At 55.4% G+C, this 21,328-nt stretch carries 26 protein-coding genes and 1 tRNA gene; 11 read left to right on the plus strand and 16 right to left on the minus strand.

All coding sequences use genetic code 11. The features are described from left to right. Positions 1–59: 59 nt before the first annotated feature. Entirely contained in the window at positions 60–698 is a 639-nt protein-coding gene (locus GOX75_RS04555; RefSeq protein WP_171121398.1) for a MarC family protein, read from the minus strand. Positions 699–757: 59 nt separating this feature from the next. Continuing rightward, a complete protein-coding gene (locus tag GOX75_RS04560) occupies positions 758–1,210 on the minus strand; it encodes an iron-sulfur cluster assembly scaffold protein (RefSeq protein ID WP_171121399.1) in 453 nt (150 codons plus the stop codon). A 48-nt stretch (positions 1,211–1,258) separates the two neighbouring features. Between GOX75_RS04560 and hisI the strand changes: the two genes are divergently transcribed. Beyond that, positions 1,259–1,648, plus strand: coding sequence for a phosphoribosyl-AMP cyclohydrolase (gene hisI / locus GOX75_RS04565; RefSeq protein ID WP_171121400.1), 390 nt, complete (start codon positions 1,259–1,261; stop codon positions 1,646–1,648). Here hisI and gluQRS read toward each other — a convergent pair. The 4 genes from gluQRS to GOX75_RS04585 all read right to left on the minus strand — a co-directional run bounded on the left by gluQRS (position 1,628) and on the right by GOX75_RS04585 (position 5,549). After that, entirely contained in the window at positions 1,628–2,518 is an 891-nt protein-coding gene (gene gluQRS, locus GOX75_RS04570) for a tRNA glutamyl-Q(34) synthetase GluQRS (RefSeq protein ID WP_171121401.1), read from the minus strand. The two genes, hisI and gluQRS, sit on opposite strands and share 21 nt — an antisense overlap. Beyond that, positions 2,515–3,129 (minus strand): class I SAM-dependent methyltransferase, encoded by a 615-nt coding sequence (locus GOX75_RS04575; RefSeq protein WP_171121402.1) that lies wholly within the window; start codon positions 3,127–3,129, stop codon positions 2,515–2,517. Before GOX75_RS04575 ends, gluQRS begins: the two co-directional genes overlap by 4 nt. A 37-nt stretch (positions 3,130–3,166) precedes the next feature. Continuing rightward, positions 3,167–4,507 (minus strand): methylenetetrahydrofolate--tRNA-(uracil(54)-C(5))-methyltransferase (FADH(2)-oxidizing) TrmFO, encoded by a 1,341-nt coding sequence (gene trmFO, locus GOX75_RS04580; RefSeq protein WP_171121403.1) that lies wholly within the window; start codon positions 4,505–4,507, stop codon positions 3,167–3,169. Positions 4,508–4,763: 256 nt separating this feature from the next. Continuing rightward, a complete protein-coding gene (locus GOX75_RS04585) occupies positions 4,764–5,549 on the minus strand; it encodes an enoyl-CoA hydratase (RefSeq protein ID WP_171121404.1) in 786 nt (261 codons plus the stop codon). A 58-nt stretch (positions 5,550–5,607) separates the two neighbouring features. Here GOX75_RS04585 and GOX75_RS04590 point away from each other — a divergent pair, with 58 nt between their 5' ends. Beyond that, the gene (locus GOX75_RS04590; RefSeq protein ID WP_171121405.1) at positions 5,608–6,051 is read left to right on the plus strand and encodes a PaaI family thioesterase; all 444 of its coding nucleotides are present in this window, start codon (positions 5,608–5,610) and stop codon (positions 6,049–6,051) included. 56 nt (positions 6,052–6,107) lie between these two features. Here the strand turns inward: GOX75_RS04590 and GOX75_RS04595 are convergent, their stop codons facing one another. Continuing rightward, positions 6,108–6,335, minus strand: coding sequence for a DUF1127 domain-containing protein (locus GOX75_RS04595; RefSeq protein ID WP_171121406.1), 228 nt, complete (start codon positions 6,333–6,335; stop codon positions 6,108–6,110). A 98-nt stretch (positions 6,336–6,433) separates the two neighbouring features. Between GOX75_RS04595 and GOX75_RS04600 the strand changes: the two genes are divergently transcribed. The 3 genes from GOX75_RS04600 (at position 6,434) to rpsI (ending at position 8,951) form a co-directional block, all read left to right on the plus strand. Then, complete coding sequence (locus GOX75_RS04600) at positions 6,434–7,837, plus strand: PLP-dependent aminotransferase family protein (RefSeq protein WP_171121407.1); 1,404 nt, start codon at positions 6,434–6,436, stop codon at positions 7,835–7,837. Positions 7,838–8,000: 163 nt separating this feature from the next. Then, positions 8,001–8,459 carry a 50S ribosomal protein L13 gene (gene rplM, locus GOX75_RS04605; RefSeq protein WP_039536983.1) on the plus strand — a complete coding sequence of 153 codons (459 nt, stop codon included), beginning with the start codon at positions 8,001–8,003 and terminating at the stop codon, positions 8,457–8,459. A 6-nt stretch (positions 8,460–8,465) separates the two neighbouring features. Then, positions 8,466–8,951, plus strand: coding sequence for a 30S ribosomal protein S9 (gene rpsI / locus GOX75_RS04610; RefSeq protein WP_170388395.1), 486 nt, complete (start codon positions 8,466–8,468; stop codon positions 8,949–8,951). Positions 8,952–9,011: 60 nt separating this feature from the next. Here rpsI and GOX75_RS04615 read toward each other — a convergent pair whose 3' ends face one another. From GOX75_RS04615 to GOX75_RS04655, 9 genes are all read right to left on the minus strand, one after another. Continuing rightward, positions 9,012–10,172 (minus strand): ABC transporter substrate-binding protein, encoded by a 1,161-nt coding sequence (locus tag GOX75_RS04615; protein ID WP_171121408.1) that lies wholly within the window; start codon positions 10,170–10,172, stop codon positions 9,012–9,014. Positions 10,173–10,201: 29 nt separating this feature from the next. Then, a complete protein-coding gene (locus GOX75_RS04620; RefSeq protein ID WP_171121409.1) occupies positions 10,202–12,088 on the minus strand; it encodes a long-chain fatty acid--CoA ligase in 1,887 nt (628 codons plus the stop codon). 5 nt (positions 12,089–12,093) lie between these two features. Then, positions 12,094–12,867: an ABC transporter ATP-binding protein gene (locus GOX75_RS04625; protein WP_171121410.1), complete on the minus strand. Its 774-nt coding sequence runs from the start codon at positions 12,865–12,867 to the stop codon at positions 12,094–12,096. Next, positions 12,864–13,628, minus strand: coding sequence for an ABC transporter ATP-binding protein (locus tag GOX75_RS04630; protein WP_171121411.1), 765 nt, complete (start codon positions 13,626–13,628; stop codon positions 12,864–12,866). The genes GOX75_RS04625 and GOX75_RS04630 overlap by 4 nt, the downstream gene beginning before the upstream one ends. Continuing rightward, positions 13,625–14,722: a branched-chain amino acid ABC transporter permease gene (locus GOX75_RS04635; protein WP_171121412.1), complete on the minus strand. Its 1,098-nt coding sequence runs from the start codon at positions 14,720–14,722 to the stop codon at positions 13,625–13,627. The genes GOX75_RS04630 and GOX75_RS04635 overlap by 4 nt, the downstream gene beginning before the upstream one ends. Positions 14,723–14,726: 4 nt before the next feature. After that, a complete protein-coding gene (locus tag GOX75_RS04640; RefSeq protein WP_171121413.1) occupies positions 14,727–15,602 on the minus strand; it encodes a branched-chain amino acid ABC transporter permease in 876 nt (291 codons plus the stop codon). A 75-nt stretch (positions 15,603–15,677) separates the two neighbouring features. Beyond that, positions 15,678–16,706 (minus strand): alcohol dehydrogenase catalytic domain-containing protein, encoded by a 1,029-nt coding sequence (locus tag GOX75_RS04645; protein WP_171121414.1) that lies wholly within the window; start codon positions 16,704–16,706, stop codon positions 15,678–15,680. A gap of 205 nt (positions 16,707–16,911) precedes the next feature. Then, the gene (locus GOX75_RS04650) at positions 16,912–17,370 is read right to left on the minus strand and encodes a hypothetical protein (protein WP_171121415.1); all 459 of its coding nucleotides are present in this window, start codon (positions 17,368–17,370) and stop codon (positions 16,912–16,914) included. 177 nt (positions 17,371–17,547) lie between these two features. Further along, positions 17,548–17,637, minus strand: a tRNA-Ser gene (locus tag GOX75_RS04655). 124 nt (positions 17,638–17,761) lie between these two features. Here GOX75_RS04655 and GOX75_RS04660 point away from each other — a divergent pair. The 6 genes from GOX75_RS04660 (at position 17,762) to GOX75_RS04685 (ending at position 21,298) form a co-directional block, all read left to right on the plus strand. Next, positions 17,762–18,604 (plus strand): DUF2059 domain-containing protein, encoded by an 843-nt coding sequence (locus GOX75_RS04660; RefSeq protein ID WP_171121416.1) that lies wholly within the window; start codon positions 17,762–17,764, stop codon positions 18,602–18,604. Further along, positions 18,604–19,404 (plus strand): DUF2059 domain-containing protein, encoded by an 801-nt coding sequence (locus tag GOX75_RS04665; RefSeq protein ID WP_171121417.1) that lies wholly within the window; start codon positions 18,604–18,606, stop codon positions 19,402–19,404. The genes GOX75_RS04660 and GOX75_RS04665 overlap by 1 nt, the downstream gene beginning before the upstream one ends. A 209-nt stretch (positions 19,405–19,613) precedes the next feature. Further along, positions 19,614–20,231 (plus strand): 50S ribosomal protein L21, encoded by a 618-nt coding sequence (locus GOX75_RS04670; RefSeq protein WP_171121418.1) that lies wholly within the window; start codon positions 19,614–19,616, stop codon positions 20,229–20,231. 11 nt (positions 20,232–20,242) lie between these two features. Next, on the plus strand, positions 20,243–20,512 hold the full coding sequence (gene rpmA / locus GOX75_RS04675; protein WP_010440093.1) for a 50S ribosomal protein L27: 270 nt from the start codon (positions 20,243–20,245) through the stop codon (positions 20,510–20,512). Between the two features lie 94 nt (positions 20,513–20,606). Beyond that, on the plus strand, positions 20,607–20,765 hold the full coding sequence (locus tag GOX75_RS04680) for a hypothetical protein (RefSeq protein ID WP_171121419.1): 159 nt from the start codon (positions 20,607–20,609) through the stop codon (positions 20,763–20,765). After that, complete coding sequence (locus GOX75_RS04685) at positions 20,762–21,298, plus strand: GNAT family N-acetyltransferase (RefSeq protein WP_171121420.1); 537 nt, start codon at positions 20,762–20,764, stop codon at positions 21,296–21,298. Before GOX75_RS04680 ends, GOX75_RS04685 begins: the two co-directional genes overlap by 4 nt. The last annotated feature ends 30 nt before the right edge of the window (positions 21,299–21,328 follow it).

Genomic DNA, 21,328 nt, shown 5'->3' on the forward strand with positions numbered 1-21,328 from the left:
CACACGAGAAACGCACATCCTGCCGCCGCCCTTTCCGCCCGGAAGGTGCGGCGGTTTTTTTACAATTGCCCGGTTTTCATAATTTCCAGCATCGCCGACAGAACAGAGTTCACGGCGACAGAGGCCAATATCATCCCCATGACACGGCTTATGATCGCGGCACCAGAATGGCCAATCAGCCGAATGATAGGCTCGGCCAGCAGCATAAGCACAAATGCAATGGCCACGACCGAAATCATGACAAGTGCCGTAATTCCCTGGTCAGCAACGCTGTATCTGTTGTTGTCCGTCAGAATTACGATGGCCAACATAGCACCGGGCGAGGCCAAAGATGGAACCGCCAGCGGAAAAATGGCCGGGTTGTGCTGGTGCATCTGGTCTTTGATATCTTCCTCGGCGGCGCGTTGTTCAGTGTCCTGCTTGCTTTCGCCAAAAATCATGGTCAGCGCGAACAGGAACAGAATAATGCCGCCTGCAACCTGAAATGAGTTCAGCCCGATATCCAGCGCCTCGATCAGCAATTGCCCGAAGACTAGAAAGAACAGAAGAATTCCAGCGCTGATAATTGATGCAACCAACGCCATCTTGCGCCTTGCTGCAGCCTCCAAGCCGGCGGTAACGGCAATGAAAACGGGGATCGTGCCGATGGGATCAATCACAACCCAAAGCGTGACGAAATGTTCCAGCAAGTTGTTCAAGTCACAAACTCCCCCTGATTTCGCAGGAGGTTAGACTGAATTGCCAGAAAAAACTATGGTTACGCGCAGTTTGCTTGTTCAGCCTGCTCCATCGCTTCGGCCGTTGCGTCCAAAGCAAGTAGAATCGAAGCATGGCGGTTCTTATATTCGCGGGCAGGCATCAAAACCTCCAACCCGTCAAACGGGGCGTCAGGGGCAGGGCCATCCTTTTTGAGCATATCGGCCAGTTGATCGCGCGCCGTTTCTATCTGCGCTCTGGTTGCCCCGATAACAGCGCCCCCAACAACGGCGGCCGATGCCTGACCCAAGGCACAGGCTTTCACATCCTGCCCAAATTCCGCAACACGCCCATCCTGAACCTTGACATCAACGGTCACAGTCGATCCGCAAAGAGGCGAGCGTTTCTTCACCGTCGCGTCCGGATTCTCAAGCCGGTCCAAATGGGGAATATCCGAAGCCAGCGCCAGAATTCGGCCAGAGTATAACTTAATCAGGTCATTATCGCCGGACATGGCTTTCCCTCGTTGATTGTTCCTCATACATAGTGAGCATCCACCCGGATGCAAAAGGTTTTTATGATGCAAGCAAGCGCCACATTCGACCCGACCACTTTGAAATATAACGATGCGGGTCTTATCCCTGCCATTGCTCAGGACGAAACTTCGGGCGAAGTTCTGATGATGGCGTGGATGAATGCGGAAGCCGTTGAAAAAACGCTGGAAACGGGCCGCGTCACCTATTGGTCGCGTTCACGTCAGTCCTTTTGGATCAAAGGAGAAAGCTCTGGCCACACGCAGGAGTTGGTGGATTTCCGTGTGGATTGTGACCGCGATTGCTTGCTTGTTCTCGTTCATCAGACCGGCCCGGCCTGCCACACAAATCGGCGGAGCTGTTTTTATACTGCCGTTCGGGAAGGTGACGAGATCGAACTAATGTCGCCTATGACATAAACCCACCATCGCCCTTATATCCGCCGGGCTTTGGCCCTCGGCGCGGTACTTTGCGATCGCGCGCGCATCGTCACGTTTTGCTAGTCGTTTGCCGGTGTCATCACGGATCAATTTGTGATGATGGTAAACCGGAGAGGTCAAGCCAAGCAGAGACTGCAACAGAATGTGGATCCGTGTTGCCTCAAACAGATCCTGCCCGCGCACCACGTGGCTAACGCCCTGTTCCGCGTCATCCAATACAACGGACAGGTGGTATGAAGTGCCCATATCCCGCCGGGACAAAACGACGTCACCGATCGTTTCGATCATTTCTTGCCCGCTGAAAGTAATCCACCCGGTTTCACCTTCAGGCCCCACTCCATCTTCTTGAAACCCTGCTGATTCTCCAAACAAATCAACTGTGCGATGCACCGCCGCTTCCATGTCTAATCTCAGCGGTACTGTTCGTGGCATCGGTCCGGTTCTATCCGATTTTTTCCGGCATGTACCCGGGTAGATTATGCCATCAGGCCCAAGCAAAGGGGCACCTTCCTGCGGTGCCCCAACTGCTGCAGCAATATCGCGGCGATTGCACGTACAAGGATAAAGCAAACCATTATTCCAGAGCGTTTCAAGGGCGTGCTCATACACATCCAGCCGCAAAGATTGTCTCATAACCGGCGTGGGCCAAGTAATTCCAAGCCAGTGTAAATCGTCGAAAATCCGGGTTTCCCATTGCCGACGCGAACGTGCGCGGTCGATGTCTTCTATCCTGAGAAGAAATGAACCCTCATGCGACGTGGCCATATCGCAGGCCAAAAGCGCCGAATACGCATGTCCAAGATGCAGGGGGCCCGTCGGAGAGGGCGCAAACCTAGTTACGAATGTCACGACTTTTCAACAATATAGACGTCTGATTTGAGGTCCATGCCCGGTAGATGAGGGCCATGCTCACGAAACAGCAGGCGCGTCGCCCCCATGTCCAGCCAATCGTTCAGCCGACAGGTATAGGTGTGATCTGCAAGTGTGTGATCATTGAATGAAAATGCCAGAAGACCCCCTTTGGGCAAAGCATTCATCAACAGATCAAATGTCTCGGGCGGGGCGGCGCCAACGCTGATGACACCAATGGCGGCAATCGCCTTGTACGCACCTTGCTGCAAAGGGTTTGGGTCGGACAGATCGAACGTCGACAACCGTCTGTAAACCCCCTTGGCCTCGGCGCCTTCTAACATCTTTGGTGAAGGGTCTACGCCGTCGATGACCCTGAATCCAACCGCGTGCAGCGCCTCGCCGGACAAACCAGTGCCACAGCCATAGTCCAGAACAGGCGTCTGAGCTTCGGGCATATGCGACCAAAGCGCCTCGGCAACGCGACCGGGAGTGACATAGCCATGGGCAGCCACTTCGGAATCGTATGACGACGCCCATTTCTGATAGTGCGCGCGCGTGGCTTCGGGTGTGTCCAGCCCATACGCGTCTTTTAGGTAATCGTCGTTCATGCCCGTATGTTAGGCCGCTAACACGGGCTGCGTCCAGTCAGCAATGTGACAGCCACTTGGACCACTCGGCCTTGGCACGGTCTGTGTAGGCCTTGTAACGGTCTTTCCGCCCTCGGCGGCCCCCTTTGAGGCCATCAACAGGACGAAACAGGCCGAAATTTACGTTCATGGGCTGAAACGTCTTTGCTTCGGCCCCGCCTGTAATGTGGTGAATCAAGGCACCCATGGCGCTGTCCTGCGGGACCGTCGGCATATCCTGCCCAAGGATTTCCGCGGCGGCCAGACGCCCCGCCAGCAATCCCATGGCCGCGCTTTCCACATAACCCTCAACACCAGTGATTTGCCCGGCAAATCGAATGTTGGGCTTGGACTTCAACCGCATTTGCGAATCCAAAAGCGTGGGCGAATTGATGAAAGTGTTCCGGTGGATACCGCCCAGACGCGCGAAGCTTGCATTTTCCAGACCAGGGATCATCCGGAACACCTCAGTCTGAGCGCCGTATTTCATCTTGGTCTGAAAGCCTACGATGTTGAACAACGTACCAAGCGCGTTGTCACGCCTAAGCTGAACAACCGCATGGGGTTTCACATCAGGCTGATGCGGGTTGGTAAGGCCGACTGGTTTCATAGGGCCATGTCGGAGAGTCTCGCGCCCGCGTTCAGACATAACCTCAATCGGCAGGCAGCCGTCGAAATAGCCAGCAGTTTCGCCTTCGTGAAACTCGGTCTTGTCGGCGGCCAGCAGCGCATCAATGAACGCCTCGTACTGTTCCCGATCCATTGGACAATTCAAATAGGCGGTCCGCTCTTCCTCGGTCTCGCCTTTGTCGTATCGCGATTGCATCCACGCTTTGCTCATGTCGATGCTGTCTGCATAGACGATTGGTGCAATCGCGTCGAAAAACGCCAACGAGTCCGCTCCGGTTTCCGCGCGGATCGAATCTCCGAGCGCTGTCGAAGTCAAAGGCCCCGTCGCAAAGATCCATTTGCCATCATCGGGCAGGGCGGTCACTTCCTCTTCCGAGATCTGCACACGGTCATGCGACTTGAGCTTTGCGGTCACGGCCTCGGCAAACGGGTCGCGATCCACGGCAAGCGCACCACCGGCTGGCAAGCGGTGTGCATCAGCCGTGGTCATGATCAAACCGTTTGCCGCGCGCATTTCCCAATGCAGCAGCCCAACCGCGTTCTGCTCGTCATCGTCCGATCGGAACGAGTTCGAGCACACCATCTCGGCCAGGTTACCGGTTTGATGCGCAAAGGTGCCAACTTTGGGCCGCATTTCGTGGATGACCACGTCAACGCCCATTTCCGCTGCTTGCCAAGCTGCTTCGGACCCGGCCATGCCGCCGCCCACGATATGCAATGTCTGTGTCATGTGCTGCCACATAGGGCAGAGCGCACGCCAACGCAAACGACTGTTGATCAGGGGAAAGAAAAAGGGGAGGTTTTTTGGGATCGCCGCTGCGGGAATGTCAACGCCAGTGAGAGAAACCAGCTCGGAGGGACCTTCCGCCCACGGCGACCCAAAAGTTTAAGCAAGGCCTTAGCCTTGTCTCAGCATTGCCACAGTGTCGCCCTTTTGAAAAGTCCAAAAATACAAACAGTGGCGAAAAAGGTTTAATATCGTCGCCTTATTGATCCCAATTTGGCGGCCTTTTTTCGATAAATGCAGATATTCCTTCTTCGGTATCCCGATGCAGCATATTTTGTGCCATTACCTCACCCGTATACGCATAGGCTTGTTCAATGGGCATTTCCAGTTGCTGATAGAAGGCCTGTTTCCCGATTTTCACCGCTGATCCAAGCTTGGTCGCCAGTTGATCTGCCAGCGCCTGTGTCTCGTGTTCCAGCAACATTTCAGGTGCCACGCGATTGACCAGGCCCAGTTCAGACGCCCGTTCCGCCGAGATGAAGTCGCCTGTTGTCAGCATTTCGAAAGCACGCTTGCGCGGGATATTGCGGCTGAGGGCCACCATCGGCGTTGAACAAAACAAGCCGATATTCACACCGTTGACACCAAACCGCGTCCCTTCGGCAGCAACCGCAAGATCGCAACTGGCAACCAATTGGCAACCCGCAGCCGTCGCAATCCCATGCACCTGTGCAATGACAGGCTGGGGCAGGGATTGGATCGACAGCATCATTCGGGTGCATTGGGCGAACAAATCCAGAAAATAGGCCTTTCCGCCATCTTCAGCCTGACGACCAGCGGTCATCTGCATTAGATCGTGGCCAGCGCAAAACCCTTTCCCGGCCCCGGAAAGGATAACGACGCGAATAGAACTGTCCTCTCGAAGCGCATCAAGTTCCGCTTGCAGAGCAGCAAGCATTTCCTCGCTGAGGGCATTCAGGCGATCCGGCGCGTTCATCTTCAGCCTGGCAACGGCACCTGTGTCGCTACGTTCCAGAATTCCCATCTTGCCCTCCGATCTGATGTGAGGCCAACTCTAGGTCGGCAATTCGAGGAGGGGAAGTATGTCGTTGGTTTTGAACCGCGAAGAGCTGTCGGATTACATGGCGCAGGTGTTTCCGCAGGTAAAGGATGACTTTGTCGTTGAAGACGTGACAAAAGATACGATCGTCATGCGACTCGTCGTCGAGGACAGGCACCTGAGGCCGGGCGGAACCGTATCGGGGCCCTCGATGTTCGGCTTGGCGGATGTCTGCGTTTACGCGCTCATCCTTGCGCGAAAGGGGCGATTGTCCCTTGCGGTTACAACAGGATGCTCGATGGATTTCATGCGCAAACCAGATGGAGACAAGGACATGATTGCCCGTTGCAGGTTGCTAAAGCTTGGAAGGACTTTGGCGGTCGGGGATGTGCTTATGTATTCGGTAGGTTCGGACAAGCCGGTTGCCCGGGCCACAATGACGTATTCACTTCCGCCGGAAGGGTCCTCTGCCGAATCTTTTGGATAAAAAATGGCCGGGCGAGCCCGGCCAAGGAAGAGGTCCCTTATGGGACTGGGGAAAACCTATCCGTGCCAAAACGGACGATTGATCTCGCGGTCTGCCTGATGGCGAGTCAGCCCGACATCACGCAGCATCCGATCATCCAGTTTTGACAAATTGACCCTGCTGCGGCGTTGACGTTCCCACTTGGTGACAGTCGCCGCAAACCGCACGGCCAGCGCAGCGATCAAAGGCAGCCGAGGGCTGTCGTTCAGCAGCAAAAGGGCGGGGGTGTGCATTGCGCGTGTCATAGTTGGTATCCTTTCAATTGTATTGACACAAACGTAATATGTTCGGTATGTGTGATTGATACATTTCCAATTGTGTCGAAATCAAAGGAAGAATTGTAATGGATACAATTTGGCCGGAGTCACTGCCAAAATCCAAAGGCCCCAAGTATACATTGGTGGCCGACACAATTCGAAAAGCCATTGATAACAAGTTACTGGACGTCGGAGCCAAGCTTCCACCGGTCCGTGAATTGGCGTATCGGTTACAAATCACGCCCGGGACCGTTGCACGAGCATACACGATCCTGACTGATGAGGGATTGTTACAAGCCGAAGTCGGGCGTGGTACATTCGTGGCCCCTCCTAAATCACCGATTCTAGACGATGTCTGGGCGCGGCAGTTGCATCTGCGGGACGACAAATACAATGCCAATGTCAGTTTGTTCAGCCCGCGATTGGCAGATGTGGGGCAGGTGACCCTTATCCGGGAATGCCTTAACAAGGTTTCGCAGGCAGATCCGGGGCTGTTCCTGAACTATCCGACCCGCGACGCCTATCAATCCGTACGACAAACTGTGGTCGAATGGTTGTCGGACCTACCGTTGGGGGCGCTGTCACATGACGACATTGTACTGACACATGGCGGCCAGAACGGACTTTGCCTTGTGTTTCAAACCATCTTGCGTGGCCCTAAACCTGTCGTTCTGGTCGAAGATCTTTCCTATGCAGGGTTTCGCCGCGCCGGAGAGTTGATGCGCGCCGAAGTTGTCGGCGTGAAAATGGACAAGTGGGGGATTGATCCACAAGCCATGGAACAAGTTTTGCGCCAAACCGCCGCGCAGGCCGTCTGTGTTTCGCCCGAGGTGCAGAATCCAACTGGCGCCCACGCTCCGCTGGAGCGGCGCAAGGAAATCGTGGAAGTCGCCCGCCGCTTTGATCTGCAAATCATCGAAGACGACTGCTATCGCATGGGCGATGCCCGCGAACCCAGCTACCGCGCACTGGCACCGGAACGCGGGTGGCATGTGTCGTCAATCTCAAAAACGCTAACACCGGCATTGCGGGTTGGCTTTGCGATCGCGCCGCGGGAACGAAGTGTCGATCTGCGTCGATCTGCGGAATACGGGTATTTTGGCCTTGCACAGCCTCTGGCGGAATTGACTCGGTTACTGTTGTCAGACCCAAGAACCCGGCGGATCGCAAAGGATGTGCGCCTGAAAATGGGCGAATACGTGCGCGTGACTGTCAACGCTCTTGGCGGTTTCGACCTGAGCTGGGCGCCGGATGTGCCATTTGTGTGGCTTAATTTGCCCTCAGGTTGGCGCGCCGCCGCCTTCAGCCGCGCTGCCGAGCGGGAAGGTATACAGCTGAGGTCAGCCGACGAGTTCGCATTGCGTGACGGTCGCGCCCCAAACGCGGTGCGCATTGCAATGAACGGCCATGTCTCTCTGGAACGGTTTGAAGAGGCAATGCAGCGGCTGAGATCCCTGTTAGACAATCCACCCGAGCAAATCAGCGTCTAATAATGGGGTAAAATAATACCTATTTTTCAAATAGTTGTTATTAAACAATTTTATTAGACTTAACGTTGTTGACGTGCACCACGCACCCCTCTAAATACGCTCCATCGAATTCGGGCCGCTCTGTCTTGGGGCGGTCTTTCACATCAAACAGGACTATCCTGCCATGAAAACCTTTTCTGCAACACCTGCAGACATCGACAAGAAATGGATCCTGATCGACGCCGAAGGCGTTGTTCTGGGTCGTCTTGCCTCGATCGTCGCCATGCGCCTGCGTGGCAAGCACAAAGCGTCGTTCACACCCAACATGGACATGGGCGACAACGTCATCGTGATCAACGCTGACAAAATCCAGATGACCGGCAAGAAGCGCGAAGAGAACTTCTACTGGCACACGGGTCACCCGGGCGGCATTAAATCCCGCACCAAGCAGCAGATCCTCGAGGGTGCACACCCCGAGCGCGTCGTGACCCAAGCGGTCAAGCGCATGCTGCCGGGCAACCGTCTGGCGCGTCAGCAGATGACCAACCTGCGCGTTTATGCCGGTGCCGAGCACCCTCATGAGGCGCAAGCGCCCGAAGTTCTGGACGTTAAGTCCATGAACAAGAAAAACACCCGGAGCTAATGACCGATGGCTGATCAGATCAATACTCTCGAAGAGCTGAGCGCCGTCGCAGGCGTTGAAACCGTGGCCGAAGAAGTCATCGCACGTGAGCCCGTGCGTGACGAGCTGGGCCGCTCCTACGCCACCGGCAAGCGTAAAGACGCTGTTGCCCGCGTTTGGATCAAGCCGGGTTCCGGCAAGGTCACCGTCAACGGCAAAGACCAGGACAAGTACTTCGCTCGTCCCGTTCTGCAGCTGATCCTGCGCCAGCCTTTCCAGGTTGCCGGTGTAGAAGGTGAGTTCGACGTTGTTGCAACCGTCAAAGGCGGTGGCCTGACCGGTCAAGCCGGCGCGGTCAAGCACGGCATCTCGAAAGCACTGCAACTCTATGATCCGTCGCTGCGTGGCGCACTGAAAGCCGCTGGCTTCCTGACCCGCGACAGCCGCGTTGTGGAACGTAAGAAATACGGTAAGCGCAAAGCGCGTCGTTCGTTCCAGTTCTCGAAGCGTTAATCGCTGCGGATATCGAATTGGAAAGGGCTCGCGTCTGCGAGCCCTTTTTCTTTGGAACGGTTATTCTTCGTAGACTTTTTTCCAGACGCCGTTGTCAACAACACTGACATAGACGGTATCCGCACCCTGGTGATCGTCGGGACCGTAGGTGATCTCATTCCCAACCAACTCATCTGTGTAGTTCAACGACTCCATAGCGGCGATAAAGCTGTCATGCGTCAGATCGGGCCCTGCGGCTTCCAGCGCTTTGACCATCATTTCAGCCGCTGCGTAGCCAAGCATCGAAAATCCTACAGGGTCTTCACCGGTTGCGGCTTTGTATTCCTCGATAAAGGCGGCCGGGGCAGGTTCCTCCGCACGCGCCCACAGGTCCTGCCACGAGGCGGCGGCATAAAACCCGTCGGTCACTCCGCCAGGTACCTGAGCGACCACGGTCAGGAAACTGGCCGACGTTCCGAGGAATTTCATATCCTCCAAACCCATCTTCTTGGCTGTTCCGACGACCGTGATCACCTGACGGACCCCCAAGGCCATCGTTACAATGTCGCAGCCTTCTTCCTTGAGCTTGCTCAGCGATCCCACAAAATCGGTTTCATCAGGCTTGTGCGTTGTTTCAGCGGCGAATTCAATTCCGGCTTCTTCGGCACCGGCCTTGCTGCCTTCAAGAATTTCTTCGCCGAAATCCGTGGGCAGGTACATCGTGCACACCTTTTGCGACCCGAACTGGTCGGCGATGTATTTCACACCCACACGGCTTTGGTCATAGTAAGTCGAGAAGGACGTGAATTTGTTCTTTATCGGCTCTTGCAACATCTGACGCGCGGCGGTCAAAGGGGCAACGTTTGGAATACCTTTTGGATCCAACAGCTTGAACCCTGCAAGGTTCATAGGTGTGCCCAATGATTGCATCATCGCAAAGACCTTGTCCCGGTTCAGCAACTTGTTATAGCCCTGCATCGCGCGCGGCATCTGATAACCGTTGTCTTCAACGACAAACCGGATCGTGCGCCCGTGCACGCCACCTTCGGCATTCACGCGATCAAACACCACGTTGGCCCCCTTGGTGGACGGCACACCAACCGCAGCGAAAATACCGCTCAGATCATTGACCGATCCGATGACGATCTCATCATCTGTCACGCCCTGAGTTTGCGCGCTGGCGAATGTCGCCGAAGCGGTCAGCGCAGTGGCTGCAGCCATCCCTTTGATCAGAGTCCTCATGTTTTTCCTCCCTTTGGGTAATCCCTTGTCTATTTGTACATGTCTTCAATAAGGTGCCCGTGTTTCTTTTCGACAAAGCTGCGCTTAAGTTTCATGGTCGCAGTAAGTTCATCGTCATCTGCTGTCAGCAAAACGTCGATTAGACGAAAATCCTTGATCTGTTCTACGCGCGCGAACTCTTTGTTGACCTCTGCAACTTCTGACGCGATCTGATCCTTCACATCGGCTGCTGCACACAAAGATGCAAAGTTAGAGAACGGAATTTTTCGATCCTGCGCGAACTTCTCGACGTTTTCCCGATCTATCATAATCAGCGCCGTCAGGAACTTTCGCTTGTCACCGATCACCACTGCGTCCGAGATATAGTGGCTGAATTTCAGTCGGCTTTCGATCTCGGCCGGGGTGATGTTCTTGCCGCCTGCGGTAATGATGATGTCCTTTAACCGGCCTATGATGGAAACGTAGCCTTCCTTGTCAATCTGCCCCATGTCACCGGTTTTCAGCCAGCCATCGGCCGTGAATGTCTCGGCGGTTTTTGCGTTATTACGCCAATATCCCTGAAAGACGTTCAGCCCCTTGATTTGAATCTCACCTTCATCTGAGATGCGAACATCATTGCCGGGAACCGGTTTGCCAATCGTGCCGATCTTATTGTCCTCGATGGTATTCAGCGTCGCCAAACCAGAGGTCTCCGTCATACCGAATCCTTCGACCAACGGCACACCAATGGCCCAATACCACTTGAGCAGATCGGTCGAGATCGGAGCGGCCCCACTACCGCCCCGCCGCATTTTGTCCATGCCGAGCATTCGGCGAAGGTTGCGCAGCACAAGGCGGTCCCACAGCCAGAATTTTGCAGCCACACCCGCAGGCACGGGTTGGCCAGACAGAATGTACTCTGCCCGGGCAAGCCCCGCCTTCAACGCCATCCCAAAAGCGGCACGACCAGCAGGAGTTGCATCCTGCGTCATGATCTGGACCTGAGAATATATTTTCTCCCAAACGCGCGGAACCGCGGTGAAGGTTGAAGGAGAAACCTCTTGCAGGTTCGAAAAGACAGTCTCGGGGCTTTCTGCGAAATTAACCACGCACTTAGCAGCCAATGGGAAATACACGGACACATCCCGTTCCAGGATGTGGCACAGCGGCAAGAAACACAGTTGCTCATCCGTTTCATGGGTCGGCAGAGAATTGGCGCCACACTCGATTGCCGCCAGAACATTTTCATGACTCAGCATTGCCCCCTTGGGAGCGCCCGTCGTACCCGAAGTATAAACCAGCAGGGCCGTGTCCTGCGGTGATGCCAAGGCGATTTCGGCCTCGAACCGATCGGGTTCTTCGGCCTCGGCCTGACGCCCGATGTCGTATAGGGCGTCGATCATCATACAACGGTCGTGGTCCAGTTCGTGCAGGCCCTCATCCTCAAGGATGATGACGTTCAACAGGCCGGGAACTTCGGTTTCGATTTCAAGGAATTTGTCCAGTTGTTCTTCATTCTCGACCACCAGAAACCGGCTATCGCTGTCATTCACCAAGTATTTCAATTGATTGGCGGAATCTGTCGTGTAGACCCCCGAAGCGATCCCGCCCACGCATTGAATGCCCATATCGAACCAGGCCCATTCCTTGCGGTCCTCGGACAGGATCGAGACAACCTCACCCCTTTGCAAACCCAGCTTTCGCAGGGCCAACCCGATCCACTTTGCGTGTTGCCAGTAATCTGCCCAGGAATAGGCTTTCCAGATGCCGAAGTCCTTTTCCCGATGCGCCGTTCGCGTACCCAGATCGGCACAGCGTTTTTGGAATAGCTGGCTGATGGTCCGGCATTCATCCACCAGCACGGGGCGTTGGCCGGGGGTAGCGTTGAATTGCACGCCGTTGATCTTGGTCTGAGGGGGCAGGGTGCTGATATTCATTCCACTCACCTCCAGGTCTTTCTGCGTTTCCAGCGGCGGTTTTCCCGCGCGCCTTCTTCCTGAACGCCCAAATAAAAATTCTGGATGTCTTCGGATTTCATCAAGACATCTGCGTCGCCATCCATCACGATCCGCCCGACCTCCATCACGTACCCATGATGCGCTAGCTCCAGCGCAGCGTTGGCGTTCTGTTCGACCAGCATCATGGTCATGTTCTGCTCGTCATTAAGGCGTTTTAGGATGCCGAAAATCTCCTGCACCAGTAGGGGCGACAGCCCTAGTGAGGGCTCGTCCAACAGCATGATCTTCGGGTTCGCCATCAGCCCACGCCCGATTGCCAGCATCTGTTGCTGTCCGCCGGACAGGGTTCCGGCCTCTTGATTGCGGCGCTCTTTGAGGATCGGGAAGTACGAGAATACCAGCTCGCGGTCATGGTCGATCTGGCCCTTATCCGTTGCCGTATACGCCCCGAGGCTGAGGTTTTCATCGACCGTCAGAAGCGGAAACACTTCGCGTCCTTCGGGGACATGGACGATGCCTTTTTGCACGACCTTATGCGGCTCTGATCCTTGGATTTCGTCGCCATCAAAGGTGATCTTGCCCTTTTCTGGGTCCATAACACCTGACACGGTTTTCATCAGCGTCGTCTTGCCTGCACCGTTCGCGCCCAGGATCGAGACGATCTGCCCCGGATGCACATCCAGCGACACGCCGCGAATGGCCATGATCGGGCCATAGAAGCTTTCGACATTGCGGATGGTCAGGATCGGCGCGCTCATGAGGCTTTCCCCAGATACGCTTCGACCACCGCCGGATGCGACTGGACCTGCGCCGGAGTGCCAAGCGCCAGCATAGCGCCATCGGCCATTGCCAACACCCGGTCGGACACGCCCGAGACCAGCCCCATATCGTGTTCGACCATCAGCACCGTGATCCCCATCTGTCGCCGGATATCGTCGATCCACCAACGCATATCCGTTGTTTCCTCGACCGACAGGCCAGAGGCAGGTTCGTCCAACAACAGCAGCTTGGGATCGGTGGCCAATGCACGGGCGACCTCGACCACTTTGCGCACCCCGTAGGGCAGGCCCGATATCATCTTGTCGCGATAGGCCTGCAGATCGAGGAAGTCGATGATCTCCTCGACCTTTTCGCGGTTTTCCAGTTCTTGCCGCCGAGCCGAAGGCAGGAATAGCACCTCGGACAGCAGGTTGGTTTTGCGGTGCCGATGCCGCCCGACCAGCAGGTTCTGCAACACAGTCGCATGTTCGAACAATTCGATATTCTGAAACGTCCGCGCCACGCCATACGCCGCCACGCCCGAGGGCTTGACCTGCAGCAGATCATGCCCGTCAAAACGGATCGACCCGGCAAACGGATCGTAGAACCGCGAAATCAGGTTAAACACGGTCGACTTGCCCGCGCCGTTAGGGCCAACGATGGCAAAGATTTCGCCTTCCTCAACCGCAAAGGACAGGTCATTCACCGCCGTCAGGCCACCGAATTTCAGGGTCACGTTCTGGAACTCAAGCAAGCTCATCTCAGGCGCTCCGTCTTGAGGTAAGATTTCTGACGTTTGAACATGTCTTTGCGGTAGAAGGGGAACAGTTCGAACCATGTGCGGATTTTCAGCCATCGGCCATACATGCCCATCGGTTCGAACAAGATGAAGGCGATCAGAATCATGCCGAAGATGCCGAACTCCAACCCTGGAATAGCAACGGTATTTCCGCCGAACAGAGCGCCCACATATTCCTTTGAGATCGACAGAAATTGCGGAAGGAACCCGATAACAACAGCACCCAGAAATGCGCCGTGGATCGACCCCAGCCCACCAATCACTATCATCATCAGCAGTTGAATCGAGATCACAACGCTGAAGGTTTCATTGTTGAACGCGCCCGAGAACATCCCCATCAGCGCACCCGCCCATCCAGTGACGGCGCAGGATAGCGCGAATGAGATCATCTTGGTCCGCGCGATATCAACACCCATCGCCTGCGCTGAAACTTCAGAGTCGCGCACCGCGATAAAGCTGCGCCCCAAAGGTGCACGCAGCAGATTGATATAGCCCAGCGTGACCAGAACCGTAACGCCCAAGACCAGCCAGAAGAATTGAACAGGGGTACCCCAACGGTCGATCGTCAGGCCAAAGATATCGACGCCTCCGATGAATTTTCCGCCGACACCGCCCGTAAGAGGCTCGGCCAGTACGATCACGTCATCCATCAGAATCGAAAGTGCCATGGTGAAGATCGCGAGGTAAATACCGTGCAACCGCAGGGCAGGGATGGCGACCGTCACGCCGGCGATGCCTGTTAGGATACCGGCTAACGGGAAAGCGATCAGGAAGGGTACCCCGGCCTCGAGCAGGATGACATTGGCATAGCAGCCAAAAGCTAGAAACGCCGCGTGGCCCAGACTGACTTGCCCGGTGTGGCCCGTCAGCACCATCAGGCCCAGACCGGCGATGGCCCAGATCAGGACGTTCGTCAGCTCACCCAGATAGAAGTCGTCCAGCCACCAGGGGGCCGCCGCCACCACTGCCAGCAGAGCAAGGTAAAGCCCAAGCTGATAGCCGTCTTTCCAAGGCCGGATGTCCTGCATGTAGTTGGTTTTGAAAACAATCCGCATATGCCTAGACCTTTTTGACCCGAACCTGACTGAACAGCCCGTTGGGGCGGAAGATCAGCACCGCCAGCAACAGCGCATAAGGTGCAATCTGGCTGTATCCTGCAGCGATGTAGCGGCTGGCAAAGGGCTCGATGACGCCGACGATCAACCCTCCGGCCAGCGCACCGGGCAGGCTGCCGAACCCGCCGATCACAGCCGCGGCAAACGCCTTGATCCCCAGCAGGCCCGTAGTTGGATCGACCGAACCTTTGGCGGCAAACAGGATACCCGCGATACCAGCGACCACGCCAGCCAGTCCCCAGATAAACCCCTGAACACGTTTGACGGGGATACCCATGTAATAGGCCGCCAACTGGTTTTGCGATGCCCCCTGCATGGCCAATCCCAGCTTCGTGCGGCTAAAGAAGATGTATAGCCCCCAAGTCAGCAAGACTGTGACGACGATAACCGCAACATCCTCCATCCCCAGCACGAGGCCGCCAAAACGGACCTCTTTCCCGGCCAAAGGGTTCTGCAGCGTTTGCGGCTCGTGCCCCCAGATCAAACCCGCGGCAAACCGGATCACGAAGCCCAATGCGATAGTCAGAATCACAACCGCCGTCTGGCTTTCACCGAACAGTCTTCGGATGATCAACCGGTCCAGCAAATACCCCAGCGCACCCATAATCCCCAACGAGATCGGCAACGCCATCCAGAAAGGAAGCCCCATATATTCGGTATTTGTAAGCCCGATGGTGACGAAAGCCCCCAGCATCATGAAATCGCCTTGCGCGAAATTCACAGCTTCGGTCGCCTTATAAATCAAAACAAAGCCAAGAGCGATCAGGCCATAGACACAGCCGTTCGCCAGCCCGCTGATCAACAGCTGAGCGTTATCCAAGTTCACCTCCCATTACCGGTTCAACCGGTATTTTTGGCGCTCCGAACCTCCTCCTTTGTTCAGAGCTTTGTTCTACTATGGCGCGATTATCACCTTGCCGTCACCCTTTTTCAGCGCATCCGCCAGACCCGTCACCACGTTCCTAAGAGGAAGCCGTTGCGATACATCCGTTTTCCAGCGACCGTCAGCGAAACGCGCCTGCACTTCACCAACAACGCGCATCTGATCCTCAGGCGGAGTCGAGGTCATCCATTTCGTCAACCAGAACCCTTCAATCTGCTTTCCCATAAAAATTAACTGGCCGGTCTGCGTCAGCGCGGGGGGTTCCGTGCTGAGCTTGCCATAACAAACCCAACGTGCACCGTTAGGCATGGCGCAAAAAATCTGCTCAGATATCTGGTCAGCAACTGCGTCCAGAAAAACCCGTGGCTTCAACTCAGAACTCAGCTTGGAAAATTTCTCCAGCATCATTGAATCCGAGGTAACCAGCACGTCGTGCGCCCCCAAGGATTTCAACGCTTCAACTGCATCTGCGCGACGAACGATCGCGATGGGCTTTAGCCCCAGGTCGCGCCCCAAGCTGCACATCAGCTTGCCTAACTGGCTGGTCGCCGCTGACACGATGAAGGCCTCGCCCGAGTTCTTGGCGATGTCGACCATGGCCATGGCGGTCAGCGGGTTTACGATCTGTGCCGATCCATCCTCGTCACTGACATCTGGTCGAAGCGGAATACACATCAGCGCCTGTGTCACGACATATTCGGCCCAAGCCCCAGCGCCCGCCGCAATAAAAGCCACGCGTTTCCCTTGTAACGCCTCGGCGCCTGTGCCCGTTGCCACGACATCCCCACAGCCTTCGAACCCCGCTGCGGTCCCTTTGACACGTGGCTGGCCGTATTCACCTTTGATGAAATGGATATCCGACGGATTTACAGAAGAAGCCCGCAGCTTGATTAAAACCTGTCCGGGACCGGGTACCGGTACCGGTAGATCAGCTTCCGCAAGCCAATCGGCGGCATCATCAATGAATGGTCCTGAGGCTGTGTCCGAATAGCCGTCATGCGTCTGAATAACTGCAAACATTTTAGAGGGCAGGGCGGCCATCGCAAATCCTCTTCTTGGGGTGTTTTCTCCACGCCGTGCCAAAAATTTTGACAAGACTTCGCGAAAACACTTCCAGGTACGTGTCAGGTTTTCCGTCAGCCAAACAAAGGTTTCGCGCTACGTCAACTTTGTCGGAGACTTACCTAACGGAACTCCGCCACGCGGCCAACGCATCGGGCCGCCACCAATTTGGCGGCCCGTTTTTTTATTGTCCTTGAAGCAAGGCCTGCAATTCCTGCAGTTTTGCTGCGAACAATTCAGGAGAGGCTTTGATTTCGTCCAGAATGGATATGGCCTTCGTTTTCATATCTTGCGCCAATGCGCTGTCCTGGACCGACGCGACCATCGCATCATAATCGAAATTTTGCACCGTCAGCGTGCCTTCTTCGATCCAGGAGTTCAGCAAGTCCTGACCTTGCTCTGCCAAAGCAGCCACTTCTTCACCAGCTTGATTTGCAAGGTCCGCCGCTGCCTGACCTGCTTGATCTGTTGCGTCAGAGGCCTGTTCTGTAACCGACTCCACGGCGTCACTGACGGCATCACCTGCATCCTGAGCCGCTGATTGCAACCGTTCCGCTGGGGTCGGCTCGGGTTGATTCAAATAGTAGTAGATACCAGCACCAATAGCGGCGACCACTACACCTAACACGATAGTACGCGACATCGAAATCTCCTCAGAATATGTGTAACCGGGATGGCTTAAAGATAGGGATTATCCAAGGGGAAATCCTCGGCCACGTAATCAATAAGCGAGTTTAAGCCGGGCAACGCCGATCCCATGCGAAACACCGGCAACATCGCGCCACAAAGGCAAAAAAGCGCACAATACATTTGGGGATAGTGGCGGAGAGACAGGGATTCGAACCCTGGGTGGGCTTGCACCCACAACGGTTTTCGAGACCGCCCCGTTCGACCACTCCGGCACCTCTCCGCGGGGGTCTGTGAGGGGGGGATTTAGTGAGGAACGCGCAGGGGTGCAAGCAGAAAATTCCTGAAATTCAATCTGACGGGATTTTCCATTGCCTGTTGGCGTAAAACGCCTAGGCTCTGATACCATGATACACTCTGCACGCTCTGCCTTTCAGTCGATTTCAGCCCTTGTTGCCACGCTTGCCACACTGTCCCTTCCGGCTGGTGCGGTGGATAGGGACCGGATCGAAGCCTTTCTAACCACCACCGGTTTCGACGTCGCATTGGAAAGCATCGCGCTGGCGTCGGCGTCGGCACCGCAAATGCTGGGAATTGACCCCGAGGGATTCGGCTCGGACTGGACACGCCTGACCGAAGAGGTCTTTGACACCGAAGACATGCACGAAACGGCCGTGTCGATATTGGAACAAACACTCAGCGACGATGCGCTGAACCACGCGGTCGAGTTCTATGCCTCGAATCTTGGGCAGCGTCTGGTCGAGGCCGAGAACGAATCTCATATGATCGAGGATGACGACACCAAACAGCTTGAGGGTCAGGAAATCGTTTCCAGTTTGGTCCAGGAGGGATCCAAGAGGGTGGAAAGCCTCAAACGCATGAACACGGCCATTGACGCCAGTGGTACGGCTTTGCGCGCCCTTCAGGAAATCCAGGTCCGATTCCTGTTGGCCGCCAGCGCGTCCGGGGTCATTGACCTTCAGCTTAGCGCCGACGAACTGCGCCAGATGATGAAGCAAAACGAAATCGGTATGCGACAGGCTTTGCAGCTTTCCGCACTGGCAGGCGCGGCGTACACCTATCAAGGCTTTTCCGACGACGAGGTGATCGCCTATGCCGAAGCGTTGGAAGACCCCCTGATGCAGGAAGTATATGAATTGTTAAACGCGATTCAGTACGAAATCATGGCGATGAAGTTCGAGGTGCTGGCAGTACGAATGGCGGATCTACATCCCGCACAGGATATCTGATGCGCTTCTTGACCACTTTGTTCGTCGCTGTGCTGTGGATCACTCCGCTGAGTGCCGCAGAAAAAGTGGACCGCCTTATGGAGGCGCTGCGCCTGTCCGAGGTTGTCGACATCCTGACAAGCGAAGGTAAAGCGCAAGCGCACACGATGAACGAAACCTTTCTGGGAAACTCAGGCGGTGAGTACTTTCACACCCAGATAGAAGACATCTATAATCCGGACTGGATACATGATCAGATTTCCATGGCTTTCCTCGAAACCCTGACAGACAGCCAGTTGGACCGCGCAATCGTGTTTTTTGAAAGCGACTTGGGTCAAACGATTGTTTCGCTTGAAAACTCGGCGCGATTGGCAATTCAGGACGAAACCATCAAGGAAATGGCGCAGGACAGCTATTTCGCAATCGACCGATCCTCGCAATCTTATCGGCTGATTGACGAATATATCGAGGTCAACGACCTGATCGAAAAGAATGTCCAGAGTTCCCTAAACGCCGACTACAACTTTTTCCGTGCACTCACAGAAGATGCTGGCGGTGACGGGACTGACTTGATTGAGCAATTGCTTCTCGACAAAGACAACATTGAACGGGAAACCGTTACATGGTTGTATTCCTTCCTGCTTTTGGCCTATCAGCCACTGACCGAGGCACAGATGCGTGAAAACATTGCATTCTCGCGAACGGATACGGGCCGTGCCATGAATGATGCGTTTTTTCTTGGCTTCAATCGTATGTACGACGACGTGTATTACCGCCTCGGTCTAGCAGTTTCGCATGTCCTGAGCGGATCGGACCTGTAAACCGTATTTGATGTTGACTTTCCTCTTCAATCTATGGATAAGCGCGCATCCCGGCCGGATTTTCCGCGCCGGGTCTCGTTATTATTGACCCAAGGGGATACCCCGAAAGGTCGTCACACAGCCCGAAAAGGGCGCGCTGTTCGAGGTGGCTGAGGCCATTAATGCCCGCAAGGGGACCACAGAACGCGGTTAGACAAAGGAAAGACGCAATGTTTGCGGTCCTCAAGACTGGCGGCAAGCAGTACAAGGTTCAGGCGGGCGATATCCTCCGCGTTGAAAAGCTGGCTGCCGACGCAGGTGAAAAAGTTCAATTCAACGATGTTCTGATGCTGGGCGGTGACGCTCCGATCGTTGGCGCACCTTTCGTTGAAGGCGCAGGCGTACAGGCCGAAGTGATCGAACAGATCAAAGGTGACAAGGTCATCAAGTTCGTCAAGCGCCGTCGTAAGCACAGCTCGAAGCGTACCGTTGGCCACCGTCAGAAACTGACTCTGGTCAAGATCACTGACATCCTGTCGTCGGGCGCTGACAAGTCGGGCATCAAAGCCGCAACCGGTTCCGTGCCTGCTGGCGAAGCTGCTCCGGCGGCGAAAAAGCCCGCTGCGAAGAAAGCTGAAGCCAAAGCAGAAGCACCCGCTGCTGCCGCCGCTGACGATCTGACCAAGCTGAACGGTGTCGGCCCCGCCGCCGCCAAAAAGCTGAACGACGCTGGTATCGAGAGCTTTGCCGCTCTGGCCGCCTTGTCGGACGAGCAGATTGCTGCTATCGACACCGTCAAAGTGAAACCCGAATGGGTTGAACAGGCCAAAGAACTGGCCAAAGGCTAAGGAGAGAGAGAATGGCACATAAAAAAGCTGGCGGTTCCTCCCGTAACGGTCGCGACTCAGCGGGTCGTCGCCTTGGCGTAAAACTCTATGGTGGCCAAGCGGCCATCGCAGGCAACATCATCGTACGTCAGCGCGGCACCAAGTTCTGGCCGGGCGAAGGCGTAGGCATGGGCAAGGATCACACAATCTTTGCAACTGTTGATGGCGCCGTGAAGTTCCATAAGGGACTCAAGAACCGCACCTTTATTTCGGTCCTGCCAGTGGCGGAGGCCGCAGAGTAAGCCGAAACCCATAAGGTTTAGAAATAAATGGGGGACCGGCAGAAAATGCCGGTCCCCTTTCTCGTTTTTAACACAGTTTTGACCTATGAGCCCGATGACACACGCAGCAAGCACCATACCGCCCCTGTTTCAGGGACGGATTGCCCATGCGGTTGAAGATCGTCTGGGCCGCAAATATCTGATGTGGGCGTTAATTGGTTTCACTGTTGCGTCCGCAATTTACGTGTTGTTCGGAGGAGGAACGCACTCATGAAGCTTGAGACAATAATAAACCAGCCGGTGATAGAAACCGAGCGGTTCGACCTGCGCCCGTTGCGCCGGTCGGATATGGGTCTCATTGAACACTTTGCAGGTGATGAACGCGTGGCGCGGATGACGACAGCAATCCCACATCCGCTGCCGCCTGGATCGACCGAAGCCTTTGTGACCCGTGCCATGTCTGATGACCGGGACGAGGATGTTTGGGCCATGGACGCGACCAAGGATGGCGGCCCCGAGCTTATCGGCCTAATTTCGTTGACGCGACTGGATCGCAACCAATCCGAGGTTGGCTATTGGGTCGCGCCCGTCTACTGGAACACGGGCGTCGCTTCGCTGGCTGTAGAAGCGTTGGTAAACTCCAACCCGTTGGAGAACGCCAACATGTTCGCCAGTGTATTTCAGGACAACCCTGCCTCGGCGCGGGTTCTGACCCATTGTGGGTTTGAATATCTGGGCGATGCGGAAAGCTATTCGGTGGCGCGCGATGCAAATGTGCCCACCTGGACATATACAAAGAAACTCTGACTTGTGGCCGATGGGGCCTTTGCAGTAGGG

Origin of the sequence: Ruegeria sp. HKCCD7251 (assembly GCF_013031165.1) — a bacterium.
Classification (GTDB): domain Bacteria; phylum Pseudomonadota; class Alphaproteobacteria; order Rhodobacterales; family Rhodobacteraceae; genus Ruegeria.